Origin of the sequence: Microbulbifer sp. MKSA007, assembly GCA_032615215.1 — a bacterium.
Taxonomy (GTDB): Bacteria; Pseudomonadota; Gammaproteobacteria; order Pseudomonadales; family Cellvibrionaceae; genus Microbulbifer.
This window is the reverse complement of sequence record CP128433.1, coordinates 690,849-707,500: the sequence shown is the minus strand read 5'-3', so window position 1 is coordinate 707,500 and position 16,652 is coordinate 690,849. Positions and strand designations below refer to the sequence as shown.

15 protein-coding genes (1 of these 15 only partly in view) are annotated in these 16,652 nt (G+C 55.1%); 9 read left to right on the top strand and 6 right to left on the bottom strand.

The features are described from left to right. Positions 1–396 carry the start of a tyrosine--tRNA ligase gene (gene tyrS, locus QT397_05765; protein WNZ56863.1) on the bottom strand. The gene continues 909 nt to the left of window position 1, outside the view, so only the first 396 of its 1,305 coding nucleotides appear in the window; the start codon lies at positions 394–396; the stop codon falls past the left edge of the window. A gap of 276 nt (positions 397–672) precedes the next feature. On the opposite strand from tyrS, the gene QT397_05760 reads away from it, so the two are divergent. Together QT397_05760 and QT397_05755 are read left to right on the top strand one after the other, a co-directional pair. Further along, a complete protein-coding gene (locus QT397_05760; GenBank protein ID WNZ56862.1) occupies positions 673–2,052 on the top strand; it encodes a peptidoglycan DD-metalloendopeptidase family protein in 1,380 nt (459 codons plus the stop codon). A gap of 15 nt (positions 2,053–2,067) precedes the next feature. Beyond that, the gene (locus QT397_05755; protein WNZ56861.1) at positions 2,068–3,177 is read left to right on the top strand and encodes an anhydro-N-acetylmuramic acid kinase; all 1,110 of its coding nucleotides are present in this window, start codon (positions 2,068–2,070) and stop codon (positions 3,175–3,177) included. 23 nt (positions 3,178–3,200) lie between these two features. Here the strand turns inward: QT397_05755 and erpA are convergent, their stop codons facing one another. From erpA to argC, 4 genes are all read right to left on the bottom strand, one after another. After that, the gene (gene erpA / locus QT397_05750; protein WNZ56860.1) at positions 3,201–3,554 is read right to left on the bottom strand and encodes an iron-sulfur cluster insertion protein ErpA; all 354 of its coding nucleotides are present in this window, start codon (positions 3,552–3,554) and stop codon (positions 3,201–3,203) included. A 162-nt stretch (positions 3,555–3,716) separates the two neighbouring features. Next, entirely contained in the window at positions 3,717–4,160 is a 444-nt protein-coding gene (locus QT397_05745; GenBank protein WNZ56859.1) for a polymer-forming cytoskeletal protein, read from the bottom strand. 33 nt (positions 4,161–4,193) lie between these two features. After that, a complete protein-coding gene (locus QT397_05740; protein WNZ56858.1) occupies positions 4,194–4,937 on the bottom strand; it encodes a hypothetical protein in 744 nt (247 codons plus the stop codon). 53 nt (positions 4,938–4,990) lie between these two features. Beyond that, the gene (gene argC, locus QT397_05735; GenBank protein WNZ58507.1) at positions 4,991–6,037 is read right to left on the bottom strand and encodes an N-acetyl-gamma-glutamyl-phosphate reductase; all 1,047 of its coding nucleotides are present in this window, start codon (positions 6,035–6,037) and stop codon (positions 4,991–4,993) included. A gap of 95 nt (positions 6,038–6,132) precedes the next feature. Here argC and QT397_05730 point away from each other — a divergent pair, with 95 nt between their 5' ends. From QT397_05730 to hemB, 7 genes are all read left to right on the top strand, one after another. Beyond that, a complete protein-coding gene (locus QT397_05730; protein WNZ56857.1) occupies positions 6,133–7,959 on the top strand; it encodes a chloride channel protein in 1,827 nt (608 codons plus the stop codon). Between the two features lie 33 nt (positions 7,960–7,992). After that, entirely contained in the window at positions 7,993–8,415 is a 423-nt protein-coding gene (gene hemJ / locus QT397_05725; GenBank protein WNZ56856.1) for a protoporphyrinogen oxidase HemJ, read from the top strand. Positions 8,416–8,497: 82 nt separating this feature from the next. Next, entirely contained in the window at positions 8,498–9,283 is a 786-nt protein-coding gene (locus QT397_05720) for a hydroxymethylpyrimidine/phosphomethylpyrimidine kinase (protein ID WNZ56855.1), read from the top strand. 180 nt (positions 9,284–9,463) lie between these two features. After that, entirely contained in the window at positions 9,464–10,747 is a 1,284-nt protein-coding gene (hemL, locus tag QT397_05715; GenBank protein ID WNZ56854.1) for a glutamate-1-semialdehyde 2,1-aminomutase, read from the top strand. Between the two features lie 162 nt (positions 10,748–10,909). Beyond that, positions 10,910–12,082 carry a benzoate/H(+) symporter BenE family transporter gene (locus tag QT397_05710; GenBank protein WNZ56853.1) on the top strand — a complete coding sequence of 391 codons (1,173 nt, stop codon included), beginning with the start codon at positions 10,910–10,912 and terminating at the stop codon, positions 12,080–12,082. A 9-nt stretch (positions 12,083–12,091) separates the two neighbouring features. Continuing rightward, a complete protein-coding gene (locus tag QT397_05705; GenBank protein ID WNZ56852.1) occupies positions 12,092–12,718 on the top strand; it encodes a GntR family transcriptional regulator in 627 nt (208 codons plus the stop codon). Positions 12,719–12,830: 112 nt separating this feature from the next. Next, the gene (gene hemB, locus QT397_05700; protein WNZ56851.1) at positions 12,831–13,841 is read left to right on the top strand and encodes a porphobilinogen synthase; all 1,011 of its coding nucleotides are present in this window, start codon (positions 12,831–12,833) and stop codon (positions 13,839–13,841) included. A 43-nt stretch (positions 13,842–13,884) separates the two neighbouring features. Here hemB and mrcB read toward each other — a convergent pair whose 3' ends face one another. Then, positions 13,885–16,467 carry a penicillin-binding protein 1B gene (mrcB, locus tag QT397_05695; protein ID WNZ56850.1) on the bottom strand — a complete coding sequence of 861 codons (2,583 nt, stop codon included), beginning with the start codon at positions 16,465–16,467 and terminating at the stop codon, positions 13,885–13,887. Positions 16,468–16,652 lie beyond the last annotated feature (185 nt).

Here is a 16,652-nt window from a genome sequence, read left to right as displayed (position 1 = left end):
GCAAGTCCAGTCGAGGTTATTGGCGACAATGGCACTATTTTCCCCACAATCGAAATTGATAAATTGGGAAACCTGGCTTTTCAGCTTGTCTACCCAACCCGCAACAATATCGGGGGTATTCAAACTGCGCTCCTGAGCCTTAAAAGAGGGGTCACCAATCAACCCCGTGGCACCGCCAACCAGTGCAATTGGTTTATGCCCTGCCGCCTGAAACCTCTTCAAGGTCAGCAACGGTACTAGACTGCCTATATGAAGGGAGTCTGCAGTGGGATCAAAACCGCAATACAGGGTTCGACTCTCCGACAAATGCTGCGTCAGTTCGCCGTCACCAGTCGCTTGATTAATTAATCCGCGACGGTCCAAGTCTTCTAGCAGTGTCATGTCGACCCCAGCCATGCTTTCCCCTCATATATAGGCTTGAAATTAGCGCCACCAAGCGGCGGCAAAATGCGCTGCAACATTACCGAAGTTTGCGGCAAATACAAGCGTGCAGCAGCCCAGCATCCGCACTAAAAACAAAATTCATGAGGAACCAAACCGTGCAAAGACGTGTCAATTATCTCGTGAACCAAGGCGGCTTTTTTGCTATAAAGCCCCTCCAATGCCTGTTTTTTAGACACTCAGTTTTTCAAGCGCAAATAACAACGACCGCCAGTACCATCCGCTAACGCCATGCAAAACCATCGTAAATCGAGTACAGGCCTCCGTATTGGCGGCTTACCCAAGCATTTTCCCCGCGTTCATGCGCTGACCGCTGGCATCGCAGCCTTTGTCCTTATGCTGGCCGTTCTGATTCCTTCACCGGAGATTTCCTCTAAGCGCACATCCCTACCCGTCAAACTTTCAGAGGTCACAAGCGGCGACAGCACTGAAGCCAAACCTGCTCTCACTTATACGCCGGCGGAAACGCCACTGCTTAACGTCAGTGTCGAGGCGGTCAAGTCGTTGAGCCTTGAAGTACGTAACGGGGATACCCTGTCAGACCTATTTCAACGTGCAAAAATCAGCGCCAAAGAGATGTACCAGCTTCTGGGTAGCGGCAAAGAGGCAAAACAGCTGGCACGTCTAACTCCGGGTGAAGAGCTGACCTTTCAAACAAATAATGATGGCCAGCTGCAGTCCCTGAAATTGCAGCGAGATCGACTCAATCAAATTGAGTTTACCCGCACAAATGCAGATAAGTTTGAACACGCACTGATAACTCGTGAGCCCGACAGCCATCCGGCTTACCGACAGGCCCAGATCGATAGTTCCCTATTCCTGGCCGGTAGCGATGCTGGGCTGAGTGACAGCCTGATAATGGAGATGGCGGATGTATTCAGCTCCGATATCGACTTTGCCCTCGATATTCGCAAGGGCGACAACTTTAGTGTGATGTTCGAAGAGTTGTTCCTGGATGGGGAGAAAATTGGCAACGGTCCTATCCTTGCGGTCAGTTTTACCAACCAAGGAAGAACTTTTAGCGCTGTGCGCTATGTGGATAACAGTGGTGATGCCAATTACTACACGCCTGAAGGCAAAAGTATGCGCAAGGCATTTATCCGCACACCACTGGACATAGTCCGCATCAGCTCTCACTTCAACCCGAGCCGCCTGCACCCAGTATTCAAGTCACGCCGACCTCATAATGGCACCGACTATGCCGCTCCAAGAGGCACCCCCGTTTACTCTACTGGCGATGGTCGGGTTATCGCGTCTGGCTATAGCAAGCCCAATGGCAACTACGTATTTATCCAGCACGGCGAACGGTATGTAACCCGCTATCTCCACCTGACCAAGCGCAAAGTCAAAAAGGGCCAGCGCGTTAAGCAGCGCCAGGTTATTGGCACTGTGGGGTCTACCGGTTATGCCACCGGCCCGCACTTGCACTACGAATTCCTGGTGGATGGCAGACATCGCAACCCCGCCACCATTGTGCGCAAATTGCCCAAGGCAAAGTCGGTACCGACTTCTGAGATGATCCGTTTTAAAAACCAGACCCAGCCACTTCTGGCGAAACTAGAAAACTTCCAGGGGCCGGCTCTGGCTCAACTGGATGAAGAAAGCCCCTAACAAGCGCCAACGAATATGCCCGATCTGTTTATCGGCCTGATGTCCGGCACCAGCGTTGACTCCATTGACGCGGTGCTGGTCGATTTTGGCGATGAAGAAAAAATAAACACCCGTATCCTGGCTGCGTTAGCCCACCCGATTCACAGCGGCCTGCGCGAGGCTATCCTCAGCCTCTGTGCCCCCGGCCCTTCAGAGTTGGATCGCGCCGGACAGTTAGACCGGCAACTGGGACAGGTTTTTGCCGAAGCCACCAATACCCTGCTAGCCCGAGCCGGTGTTGAGGGTCAGTCTGTTACCGCCATTGGCAGTCACGGCCAAACCGTACGCCACCGCCCCCCAGGCACAGTGACTTCTCCCTTTACTTTGCAACTCGGTGACCCCAACACCATCTCAGCACTGACGGGCATCTGCACCGTTGCGGATTTCCGTCGCCGGGATATCGCTCTCGGTGGTCAAGGAGCGCCTTTAATGCCGGCGTTTCACCAGGCCGCTTTCAAAACTGATGGAAGCCGTGCTGTGGTCAATATTGGGGGGATGGCCAATATCACTGAGCTGACGGCAGATGGCCAGGTTTACGGCTATGACACAGGTCCAGGTAATGCATTGCTCGACTACTGGGTGAACCTACACAAAAACCAGCCCTACGATAGAAATGGAGACTGGGCCGCGAGCGGTCGCGCCAATGCTGAACTTCTCAACCGCCTGCTTTCAGATCCCTATTTCTCCGCCGAGCCACCCAAGAGCACTGGCCGTGAAACTTTTAACCCCAGCTGGCTCGAACAGGCCTGCGCCGGTTTGGAAGTGGCGCCGGTAGATGTGCAGGCGACCCTGTCTGAAGTGACCGCAGCCAGTATCGCCGACGCCGTGCATAATTTTGCCGAAGGCGGCGAGCTGCTCACTTGCGGGGGCGGGGCAAAAAACAAGGACTTGGTTACACGATTACAGCGTCGCTTGCCCACCTGGTCTATTACTGACACGGGCAGTTACGGTATTGACGCAGACTGGCTCGAAGCCGTGGGATTTGCTTGGTTGGCCCGCCAGACATTGAGAGGGCTGCCCGGTAATTGCCCGGGAGTGACTGGCGCGCAGAAAGAGGCGGTTCTAGGGGCTATTTACCCGCCCTGATCAATAGGGCGGGTTAGGATTTCTCAAATAGAGAAAGAGGAGCCGCAGCCACAGGTAGCGGACGCATTGGGATTTTGTACTACGAAGCGCGACCCCGAAAGGCCTTCTTCGTAATCAACATTGGCGCCAACCAGGTAGGGGTAGCTCATCGCATCCACCAAGACCTGAATGCCATCCTTTTCTATGATGGCATCATCTTCGGCAACCAATTCATCAAAGGTAAAACCGTATTGGAAACCGGAACAGCCGCCTCCGGTCACGAACACCCTGAGTTTCAGCTCCGGGTTGCCCTCCTCTTCCAACAGGCTTTTTACCTTGGCCACAGCCTTGTCTGTGACCACGAGTGGCGCGGGAGAAAAGGATACAGCTTCTGACATAAGTCTCTCTCAACTCATCGGGACATTCACCGCTCGTATAAAAGTTATAACGAGTGCAGCCCCGGGGGCGTCATCTTGCTTAAACCCAGCAATTCAGTCAAGTATTAACCGGCAGGTGGGCCGGTACAACAAAGTACCAGCGCCAGCCAATACTACCCGGACTTAAGAGGCTTCAATGACAGTTTCATCTTCGGAATAGCCGAGCATATGGGGCTCACCCGCGCTACTCAAGTCGGCACTGGATACCAGGGCACCGTTTACCTGGGCACCTTTCAGCATCTCGATCAGCTTATAGTGTACATTGCCTTCTACCATTGCCTTGGAAGCGAGCTCCAGGTGGCGCGCAGCAAACACATCCCCTTTGACATTGCCATTGATCACTACCTGAGGCACACGAATTTCACCCTCAATGATACCGCCATCCACAATTTGCAGGCGCGCATCACTATCACTGTGAGCGGTAACATTGCCACGCACCTTACCTTCGATGACCAGGTTGCCACGGAAGTGGATATCACCGCTGATCTCAGTCTGACGAGCGATCAAAGTCGTGTGGTTACTACCGGTATTGGCCATAGTTATCTGTTTCTCTTTTTTTCTTAACATAATCCCCAAAACCTCGTGCCTTTGGCACCTATGCTAACTTTCCTGTACTAACCAACCGTAGCGCTGCTCAATATTAAAGCCCTTGCGCCCAGAAGATTTAAGTGACAACTCCACACCTTCGGGCACAAACCCCTCCGGCAAGCGCAGCTCTCCCTCGATATTCTGAAAATATTTAAAACGCAGCTGAATCGACTCACTATTCACCTGCTCCGACAGTTCCTTCAGAGGGTAACTCTTCGGTTCCCCATCCTGACGGCCCACTACGGTAAATGTGGCCGTGCCTTTTACAACATCCCGACGCGCTGCGGACTGTTTGATCTGTAACTTGTACTGGTAACTTTTTGGATCGCCGGTCTGCGAGAGGATAAAGCGTCCAATGGACACCCCCTCACCCCCATCTTCAGGGGCCATGACGCCGCGATAGAAAGAAATTTCCTGCTTTAGCTCTGCGATCTGGCTCTCTTTCTGCACCAGTTCCGCACGCACCGACTCACTCGCCTGCTCACCGATAGTCAGCGACTGCTCTGCAGTGGCAACCCTCATTCGCAGGGATTCATTCTCACTCTGAAGCGCGGTAACACGATCGAGTACTTGAGTATGCTCCAGTGTCTTGCGATCGAGGCTCTGGCGCAGCTGATACTGCCCGGCGAAATAGGACCCGGCCGAGGTCACTAATACCAAAAAAACGACCCCCACTACGGCAATGACACCAGAGAAGGGTTTATGAGGCACCACTTTCATGCGGTACTGCTTGCTGCCTTTAACTTTGAGCACCATGAAATCTGCTAAGTCTTATCCGGGATTTATCGATTGTCGGGAAACACCCGATTCTAAGGCAGCAGTGCCGGGCTATCCAGGCCCAACGTCTCAGTTAAGCCAAACATAATATTCATATTCTGGATTGCCTGGGCGGACGCGCCTTTGGCCAGGTTATCAATGGCCGATAATACCAGTACCGTATCCCGCTCCTGGGGTTGCAATACCGAGATGCGGCACATATTGGTCCCTCTAACCGTACGAGTCTGAGGGTGGCTGCCCGCCGGCATCACATCTACAAAAGGCGCATTTTTATAGCGGTTTTCAAAGATCTGTTGAAGCTCATCGGCATCAACCTTCCCCACTGACCGGGCAAATAAAGTAGCGTGGATACCGCGAATCATGGGAAGTAAATGCGGTACAAAAGTCACCTGCGCGGGAGAGGATTCAGTGGCCTGCACTCGACGAAGCCCCTGTTCAATCTCGGGTAAATGACGGTGCCCGGCGGCAGAATATGCGCGGAAGTTGTCGCTATTCTCAGCCATAATCAAGTCGGTCTTACCCTGTCGCCCCGCACCACTGATACCACTGGCCGCACTGGCGATCAGCTCACCAGGTTCTACCAGGCCCTTTTCCAAAAGCGGTATCCATCCCAATTGAATCGCGGTGGGATAACAGCCCGGGCAGGCTATCAACTGCGCATTGGCAATCTGTTCCCGATTAACTTCTGGCAAACCATAAACAGCGCTTTGAGCTAATTCCGGAGCGGCGTGGGCCTGACCGTACCACTGCTCCCAGGTAGGTATATCTTTCAAACGGAAATCGGCGGACAAATCGATCACTCGAACTCCGCGTTCAATAAGTGCCGGTACCTGGGCCTGGGCAACGCCATGAGGTGTAGCGAAGAATACAACGTCACAATCCGCCAGCTGTTCGAGATCGGGGCTACAGAAAGACAGCTGCGAGTGCCCTCTCAGGCTAGGGAAAAGCTCGGCAACCGGGGTACCATTCAACGAACGGGAGGTGATTGCGGTAACTTCCGCTTGTGGATGTGTTGAGAGAAGCCGAAGTAATTCCACCCCTGTATAGCCGGTGCCCCCGACAATCGCTACTTTTATCACCTTGCTAAAATCTCCGGTATATCCGCCAACTGAGACGATAATCGTAAAACCAGACAGGCACTCTACCACAAGCCCCAGCATTTTAAGGATGTGCGGTGTCACAGCCCCCAAGGAACTCGCTAAAAAAGTCGTTTTCGCGTTATTTAGTTAGGCCTGGCAGCCTCGAAAATATACGCTTACAGCTTTCCTCCAAAGACGCGCTGGCGCCTTTACTGGGGATGGCCCTGATCACCGGCATCCTGGCCGGAGGGGTAACTGTACTTTTTCGGCTGGCGATGGAGTGGCCGACCACGCTGTTTTTATCAATCCCACAAAATTACGAATCCCTTCCCCCTTTCTGGCGCTTCGCATTGCCAGTCATCGGCTCTCTGGTAGTGGGATGTATCTATTTATTTCTAAACCCCAGACGCCGCCAGGTGGGAGTGGTCCATGTCCTGGACCGGCTCTACAATCACCAGGGGCAAATGCCAATGCAAAATGCCCTGCTACAGTTTTTTGCCGGCGCAATAATTTTAATTAGCGGCCACTCGGTGGGGCGGGAAGGCCCAGCTGTACACTTGGGAGCCGCCAGTGGCAGCTGGTTAGCTAGGGCGCTGAAGCTCCCCAATAATTCCGGTCGCAACCTACTGGGGTGTGGTGTAGCCGCAGCAATTGCGGCCTCCTTTAATACCCCGCTGGCGGGCGTAGTATTCGCGATGGAAGTCGTGATGCTGGAATATACTGTGGCAGGTTTTTTACCGATAATTCTCGCGGCTGTTGCCGGTAGCGCCATCACCCAGCTGACTTTCGGTAGCCAACCGGACTTTAATGTACCCGCGATTCAACTCAATTCCCTTGCCGAGCTGCCGCTACTTTTTGTGTGCGCACTGGTTATTGGGGTTCTCGCCGGATTATTTATCCGCTCCCAGCGTATTTTGATTCCCCAGCAGCGTTACTCCCCACTTCTTCGATTTCTCTTGGTTGGCCTTGTTACTGGCACCTTGGGTATCTGGGTACCGGAAATCCTGGGCGGTGGATATGACACTTTGCAGATGGCAATGCTGGGAGAGTTGGGGGTAGCGACACTCATTGCTATTGTCGCCGCGAAATTAGTTGCAACCGCTTTGGGGGCAGGGCTCGGAATTCCCGGTGGGGTAATAGGCCCCAGCCTGATTATCGGTGCCTGTATCGGTGGTATTGCCGGTGGCCTGGCTAACTTGTGGCTGGGTGAGCACACCGCGAGTCCAGGCTTTTATGCCATGGTGGGTATGGCGGCAATGATGGCTGCCATGCTCAATGCGCCTCTAGCTGCGCTACTCGCTATCTTGGAACTTACCTATAACCCACATATTTTATTCCCTGGAATGATGATGATCGTGGTGGCCACATTAGTAAGCCGCCAACTCTTTTCCACTATCGGTCTCTATCACGAAACGCTGCGAGCCCTGAATAAAGCGGGAATGCCAAGTTGGCGACAGCAAATGCTGAGCAGTGTCGGAGTTGCCAGCGAAATGAATCAGAGCTTTGTTGTGACGCCTAGGGAAATTACCCGCGCTGCGGCAACAGAATTAATTAATCAACACCCCGAATGGATTCTTATCGATTTACCCAAGGAGCCGGCACCGCAACTACTGCGTGCAGCAGACTTGGCAACTTTTCTTCGCGGTGGTGCGAAAGAGGCGGCCGAGAGCGAAAAACAAGTTTCCTCCGCATCAGATAAATTACTAGACCCGGGAGAAATGATCGATTTATTGAGACTACCCGGCGAACGCAAACAGCTGGCGTCCCTAAGCTGGCGAGCGACAATGCTGGAGGCCTCGCAAAAGCTGGAGAGAAGTGGCGCGGATGGCCTATATGTCTGCCGTCATAAAAGCGGTTCGCTGGACAATCGCACGGCGGGCATTATTCTGCCGCTACAAATTAACAACTTTTACCGGAAGTAATTTTTCTTCCCGTTTCTTTTAAGGGGACTTTCAATGCTGTGGATCAAGGCTTTTCACATTATTGCGATGGTGTGCTGGTTTGCCGCACTTTTTTATCTGCCACGACTGTTTGTCTACCATGTCGATGCCACTGATGCCGTTAGTCGCGACCGCTTCTGTATTATGGAACGCCGCCTTTATCGCGGTATTGCCATTCCTTCCATGCTGGCCACCGTTGCCTTGGGCATTTGGCTCTACAGTTTGAACCCGGCCTACTACACCTCCGCCGGCTGGATGCACGCAAAACTGACTTTTGTTGTTCTCCTCCTGGGCTATCACCATATCTGTGGCGCCTATGTTCGCAAGTTTGCCCGGGGAACCGTTACCCGCAGCCGCCGCTACTTCCTAGTATTTAATGAGTTCCCAGCAGTTGCACTTGTCGCCATCGTCATTTTGGTTGTCGTAAAGCCATTTTAATTTGGCGCGTATTCATTCCTTGTCAAAGGCGCTCAGCAACTAGAATTAGGCGCACAGCTAATGGCCGTCATGTAGAGCACTTATGGATACACCTCAGCCCGTTATTCTGACCGTCACTCACCACGACCCCAGCGGCAGCGCCGGAATTGCCGCAGATACTGAGACAGCGGTCAGTCTCGGCTGCCATGCGGCCTCGGCAGTTACCGCCATCAGCGTGTGTAATACCGGTGAATTGCTGGGTGTCGCCCCAGTCGACGACAGCCTGCTAATTGAACAAACCCGAGCCGTTTTGGAAGACATGCCGATCGCCGCGATCAAGGTCGGCTACCTGGGCTCTGTGGAGAATGTGCGCGCGCTTCACAGCGTACTCCACGACTACCCGGATATTCCCGTCGTTATCGACCCCGATGCCACACTGGCCGACAAAGATAGCGTACTCGCCCCGCCTCTGTGGGAGGCTATGGTGTCGCTGTTGTTGCCCAAGGCAACCATGGTGTGTCCCAACCGCAGGGAAGCGCGCGCCATGGCTGTGGAGGCCGATGTCCTCGATGCCATGGCCCAGGAAATCCTCGAATCCGGCTGTCGCTACCTGTTGCTGACTGGCGTGCCCCACGAGCAACAATTACAGAACCGGCTCTACGATGAGCGCGGCCTCATGCGGGAGTTCAAGTGGGAGCGCTTGCAGCCAGCGGCCTATGGCGTCTGTGGCACCCTCGCTACCGCCATTGCCTGCCATATCGCCCACGGGCTGACCATTATCGAAGCGGTTACCCGCAGTCAGCAATACGCTTGGAGTGCGATCAAAGACAGCCGGCGCCTGGGAATGGGAAGGCCGATCCCCAACCGGCTGTTCTGGTGCGAACGCTAAACCTGGAGCTGCTGACACAAATTTCGCCCCTGCCCCGATCAGTCTCACCGTCCCCATGACGGTGAGATCTTCTGTCTACACAGTCTGTGACCGGTCGTCGCCAATCTACACATTGTCCTCAGGCGCCACCCCCGCGATAATGCTCCTCAGGCCCTTTATGCAGAACCTGAATATAAGTTTATGAGTAAATCCGAGCAGCTCTTTGCAGAAGCACAGCAGTACATTCCCGGCGGCGTTAACTCTCCGGTACGGGCTTTTCGCGCAGTCGGCGGTACCCCGGTGTTTATCCGCCGTGCCGAGGGCGCCTACCTCTACGATGCAGACGAGAAGCGCTACATCGACTACGTACAGTCCTGGGGCCCCATGGTGCTGGGCCACGCACACCCGGAAGTTATTGAAGCCGTGGTGGAACAGGCCCAATCGGGACTGAGCTTCGGTGCGCCAACCGAACTGGAAACCGAACTGGCCGAAGAACTCTGCCGCCTGTGGCCGAATATGGACCTGGTGCGCTTCGTCAATTCCGGTACCGAAGCCACCATGAGCGCGATTCGCCTGGCCCGTGGATTTACCGGGCGCGACAAGATTGTGAAGTTCGAGGGCTGCTACCACGGCCACTCCGACTCCCTGTTGGTTAAGGCCGGCTCCGGGGCCCTGACCATGGGTGTACCCTCTTCTCCCGGCGTTCCCGCCGCCCTGGCAGATCACACCATCACCTTGAGCTACAACGATGCTGATAGTGTGCGCAGCTGCTTCGAAGAGCTGGGCGATCAAATCGCCTGTATCATCGTCGAGCCTGTTGCCGGCAATATGAACTGCATTCCGCCGGTACCCGGCTTCCTGGAAACCCTGCGCGAAGTTTGCGACCAACACGGTGCCCTGTTGATTCTCGATGAGGTGATGACCGGCTTCCGGGTGAGCTTGACCGGGGCCCAGGGCTTCTACGGTATCGAGGCGGATATCACCACCCTCGGCAAAGTCATCGGCGGCGGTATGCCCGTTGGCGCCTTTGGCGGTAAACGCGAGATCATGGAACAAATCGCACCCCTGGGTCCGGTTTACCAGGCGGGCACCCTGTCCGGTAACCCTGTGGCTATGGTCGCGGGCTTGGAAACCCTGCGTTTGGTGGAAGAACCCGCCTTCTACGAGCCTTTAATTGCCAAAACCGACCGTTTGGTAGAGGGCATCCTGGCGGCTGGTAAGGCCGCAGGTATCCCAATTACCGCCAATAAGGCCGGAACCATGTTCGGTTTCTTCTTCACCGAAGAACCTAAAGTAACTAACTATCAACAGGTAATGGCCTGCGATAACGAGCGCTTTAACCGTTTCTTCCACGGCATGCTGGAAGAAGGTGTCTACCTGGCACCGGCCTCCTATGAGGCAGGGTTTATGTCCGCAGCTCATACCGATGAGGATATTGAGGCCACAATCACTGCCGCTGAGCGCGTCTTCGCCCGCCTCGGCTAATTGCCCACCTCTCTCCAGCACCCGCAGCCTGCGGGTGCTGCCTCTATGCCCGTTTAACTTTACCCCCCCCTCCTATAAAGCCTCAGTCGCTTCACCGCAAAGTTATTGCGCTCAAAAAAACTAACAGCTAAAAATGTATACAAAATATAAAAGGTATACATTTTGAAAAACTCACCGTTTTCAGATACCAGCTTGTCCGCCATCAGCGCGGGCTTTGTCGCCGTGCTGGTGGGAGTAGCCAGTTCCGCCGCCATAGTCTTTGAAGCCGCACGTGCAGCTGGCGCAAGTGAAGTAATGATCGCCTCCTGGATTGGCGCCCTGGGCCTGGGGATGGGCATTACCTGTATTGCCTTCTCTTGGTATTACCGCGCCCCGGTAATCACTGCCTGGTCGACTCCAGGTGCTGCACTTTTGGCCACCAGTTTAAGTGGCATCCCCATTGCTGAGGCGATTGGTGCTTTTGCGTTTAGCGCCCTGTTAACACTCCTCGTGGGCTTGTCCGGAGCCTTTGAGCGGGTAGCGCGAATGGTGCCGGCACCGATTGCCAGCGCTATGCTCGCAGGCATACTTCTGCAATTTGGTCTCTCAGTATTTACTTCTCTGCAGGCGCAACCGCTATTGGTCGGCATCATGTTACTGACCTATCTAGTCGGGCGCCGTTGGGCGCCTCGCTATGCCATTATTTTGGTACTAGCGGCTGGAGTGGCGACTTGCTGGAAGTTGCAACTCATTGCATCGGCCCAGATCGGCTGGCAAGCGGCACACCCTGTTTGGGTCACGCCAGAATTCCGCCTCTCCACTTTAATTGGCATTGGCCTTCCTCTTTTTATCGTCACTATGACCTCTCAGAACCTGCCCGGAGCGGCAACCCTGGCCGCCAGTGGCTACAGTAGAGTGCCTATATCTCCTGTTATTAGCGGCACCGGCCTCACCTCTTTATTGCTGACACCGTTTGGTGGCTTTGCATTTAATCTGGCGGCTATTACCGCTGCTATTTGCACCGGCCCGGAAGCCCATCCCAACCCCGATAAACGCTATACCGCCGGCATTGCCGCCGGTATTTTTTATCTGCTGGTGGGCCTCTGCGGCGCTAGCGTTGTGGCATTATTCAGCGCCTTTCCCCAGGCACTGATTGCCGGCCTCGCCGGCTTGGCACTGCTTGGCGTCATTGGTAGCAGCCTGGCTGGCGCAACAGCCGAGGCCGACAGTCGCGAAGCCGGAATTATCACTTTTCTGATCAGTGCTTCCGGTATCAGCCTCTTTGGCATTAGCTCTGCCTTTTGGGGGCTGCTGGGAGGGCTGGTGTGTTACTGGTTTTTCAAGCGCAGGAATTAATAAACATCGATGGGCCTCTACGAAAAAATTAAGTCGGACTTGCAGCATGGGCGCTTCGCCGCCGGCCAAGTGCTAAAACAAGTCGAGCTGGCCGAACTTTACTCAGTGAGCCGTATTCCGGTTAGGGACGCTCTACAAAGATTGAAAAATGAGGGCTGGTTAACCGGACACGGCAAGCGCGGCGTCGCAGTGCCGCAGTTTGACCCTATTGAAGTGGAAGACCTCTACCTGATGCGCATGCGCCTGGAACCGCTGCTGCAATCCCTGGCACTGGAAAACCTTAATGGAGAGATCCTGGGGCGGGCCAGAGATATTCTGGAATCCATGCAAGCCAAACCTGAACTCTCCGCCGAACAGATCGGAAAAATGAATTGGGAGTTCCATGCCTGTATTTACCAGGCAGCTGCAAGACCCACGCTATTTAGTACCGTCGAGCAACTGCACCGGCAATGTGAGCGCTATATCGGTTACCAATCCCACGGCCTGAATTACCAGGACACCAGTCAGGACGAGCACTTTGCAATACTCAATGCACTCCAAGAGGGAAACGGGGACCAAGCCGCCGCACTGCTGGCAAAACATATAGAAGCCGCCGGCAAACTATTGGTAAGGCACTTACATCAGCCCCATTTTTAAACCGCTTTCCCTCAGCAATCGAAAATCACCCACTGCGGCAATTTGATATGATGGCTGCCAATTGCGGCTGCGGGATTTCTGCGGCCCTATGGATAGCCGGAGTAATTTCCCGATGAGCCAAAGTTTCGGCCGTGGTGCCTACCCCAACACTCGCCTGCGTCGCCTGCGTGCAAAGGATTTTTCCCGTCGACTGGTGCGGGAAACCCAGTTGAGCAGTGACGACTTGATCCTGCCACTGTTTGTTATTGAGGGGCGTAACGAAACCCAAAAAGTCGCCTCAATGCCGGGTGTTGAACGCCTGAGCGTGGACCTGTTGGCCAAGAAAGCGAAGACAGTTCGAGAGTTGGGAATCCCCGCAATAGCCCTGTTTCCGGTAGTCGACCCGTCGGCAAAGTCCGATTGCGCCAGTGCCGCCCACGACGCCGATGGCTTGGCACAAAGGGCTGTTCGCGAGCTGAAAAATGCGGTACCGGAATTGGGAGTTATCACCGATGTAGCCCTGGACCCCTTTACCAACCACGGCCAGGACGGGCTGATGGACCACAGCGGTTATATCGTCAACGACGAAACCGTTGAGGTATTGGTACAGCAGGCCCTGTCACACGCTGCGGCCGGTGCCGATATGGTAGCCCCCTCGGATATGATGGATGGCCGTATCGGAGCCATTCGCGATGCTCTCGAAGGCGCGGGCCACAGCAATACCCTGATTATGTCCTACGCCGCTAAATATGCCTCCGCTTACTACGGTCCTTTCCGCGATGCAGTGGGCTCTGCCGGGAACTTGAAAGGTGGCAATAAAGCGAGCTACCAAATGGACCCCGCCAACACCGATGAGGCATTGCACGAGTGCGCCCTGGATCTGCAAGAGGGCGCGGATATGGTGATGGTGAAACCCGGTATGCCCTACCTGGATATAGTGCGTCGGGTAAAAGAAGAATTGCGGGTTCCCACTTTCGCCTATCAGGTAAGTGGGGAGTATGCGATGCATTGCGCCGCATTTGAAAATGGCTGGCTGAAGCGAGAGGCGGTTATTCTGGAGTCCTTACTGGCCTTTAAGCGCGCCGGTGCCGACGGCATCCTCACCTATTTCGCCGAAGAAGCCGCACAGTTGCTGCAAGACTGATAGCCGGCGATAAAGCGCGCGATTCAATCGCGCGCTACCTTCCCTAGGGCCACTGATCTTCCAGGTCAGGCCCCACCGGCTGGGCTTCCTCTGCCGGTACGCTGTGAGCCCTCCCGCCAAAAGTATTATCTCTTGGCAGCTCCAGGGGCTCCTCTTCATAATCGGAGCCATACTCGGGATCTACACCAAACTCTTCCGCATCGTCACCTCGAAGTTGCTCCTGCAATTGTTGGCGGCGCTGATCGCGCATCTGCTGCTCACTGGTATCCACCCCCCAACCGGGACTCATCTCCTCTCTGGGAGCCGCTTCGTCGCGACCATTGCCAAAGAGATTGCGGAACCAGCGCCAGCGGTTCTGCCCCCGACATTCCGGCGCCGGTTGCAGCTGGCTCTCGTAGGAGAAAGGAATCTCATAACCACCGCGACAGTAATCCGGGTCCATAAACTGCCCCCGGGAGTTCACTGACTTAAGCTCCACTCCTCGGGGCATCTCTGCCGGTCCGTGTTGATGGGGCAGCTTGCGCATAATCTCCGTCCAGATCGGCAGTGCGCCGGTGGAGCCAGTTAGGCGCGTGCGCTCATTGTCGTCGCGCCCGAGCCAGACTACGGCGGTTACTTCCGGGGAGAAGCCCGCAAACCAACTATCGCGGTTATTGTTAGTGGTTCCGGTTTTCCCGGCAAAGGCGATGCTACTTGGCAAGCGCTTGGCGGAGCGGCGTCCGGTACCCTCACGCATGGCCTGCTCCAGCCCCCAGCGCAACAGGTAAGCTGGAACGGGGTCGACACCGCGATTAGCCTTGCGGCGGAAGTGCTGTACACGGCCGCCCTGGGCATCGGATACCGCCAGCAGTGTGCGCGGCTGTACCGTCTCACCATTGTTCGCAATGGTCTGATACATACCGGCAACTTCGAACGGGGTCATCTCCACAGCACCAAGCAACATCGCCGGCACTCGGGGGAGCCTGGATTCAACACCCAGGCGGCGAATCGTCTGGCGTACATTCTGCAGGCCGAGATCCAATCCCAAATGAGCCGTCGCCAGGTTATAGGACTTGGCCAGGGCGATATAAAGCGGTATCTGTCCGTGAGCGCGCTTATCGAAGTTCTGCGGCATCCATACATCGCCATCCGCCTCTTCAATTCTCACCGGGGCGTCATCGATCAGGGTGGCCAGATTGTACTCTTCCGGTCGCTCTAGAGCAGTGAGAAACACAGCCGGCTTAATCAGGGAGCCCACCTGGCGGCGGGCTTCCAGCGCCCGGTTGAAGCCTGGGTAGTCCGGGTTCCGATCTCCCACCATGGCCAGCACATTACCGTTGCGATTATCCAACAATACTGTCGCGGCCTGGAGTGAATTGGCTTTGATCCCTCGGTCTTTCTCCAGCTGGCTAACGCCCTGACTGATGGACTCCTCCGCCAACTTCTGCACCGAAGGGGCCAAGGTGGTGTAAACCCGTAAACCCGAAGTGCGCAATTCCTCGTAGGAATAGTAGGGACGCAATTCAATCAACAGCCGCTCAGTAAAGGCCGGGTAAGGATTCTGCGCACCGACACCACCCTTGACCACCCCCAGAGGCTTGGCGGAATACTTCTGGAACTCCTCCTGAGTAATCAGCCCCTGCTCCAGCATCAATTCCAGCACGGTATTGCGCCTTTGCAGTGCTCTCTCGGGATTGCGCCAGGGGTTGTAGTAAGACGCACCTTTCGCCAGCCCCACCAACAGCGCTACCTGATGGGGTTCCAAGGTATCCAGGGGCTGCTGGAAATAGAATTCGGAGGCCAACCCAAAGCCATAAATACCTCTGGCACCCTGCTGACCCAGCCACACTTCATTGATGTATTCCTGCAGGATATAGCGCTTGTCGTAGTGCACCTCCATCAGGATGGCCATCAGGGCCTCGTTGAATTTACGCCTTAGGCTGGGCTTATGGTCAAAAAAGATATTTTTGACCAACTGCTGGGTAATTGTGGAGCCACCCTGTACCAATCGTCCGGCTTTTGCGTTGGCCACCATGGCCCGGGCAATACCGCGAGGGGAAACACCAAAGTGATTGAGGAAGTCCTGATCCTCAACAGCAATCAGGGTATTGGCTACCAAGGGAGGAATATCATCGAAACGCACTGGATTGCGGTCATCGCCTCCCCCTAGTAGAGAGCCGATATTAGCTGCGTCCAGGCGGAATTCTGCCAGGCTTCGGCCATTGTCATCACGCAGGCCGCTAATTTGATCATTGCGCAGACGGAAGGAGACCACTGCAGCAGGCTGGCGGCCATTGGCATGGATAAAGTCCCGGCGCCAGACCTTGTAATTCATTCCGTCCTGAACCCAGGAGCCAGGCTCACTCAGAGTGCCCTGCTTGCGGTAATTCAAGGCAGCAAATTCGGACTCCAACTCATCCGGATGCATTGCCATACCCTCGCGCAGCACCAGCGGACGAGCGTAGACTCGGGCGGGGAGTTGGTATTGACGGCTATCCAGTCGCTCGCGCAGCTGCACATCCAGGTAAGCCATATACGCTGCCAGCGCCAGGGAGCCCACCAGGGCTAAAAGCACTAGCAGCTTGAGCCAGCGATATCGTCGTTTGGGCTTTGACGCTCTGACGCGCCGGCGCTTCGTTGATGCCATATGAGGATTCAGTCCCGCTGCCAACTCAGTACATCAAGCGACTCATGAGACCTAACCAGCCCCAATCGAAGAGTCGAAGGCAGGGTACCAGCAGGTGGCAGCTCCGCTGGTATCTTGCTGCCAGTGCCTTTCAGCACTGGCGGGCCCACTCAATTAGCGGGCTAAAATCCAGGCTTGGCAGTATC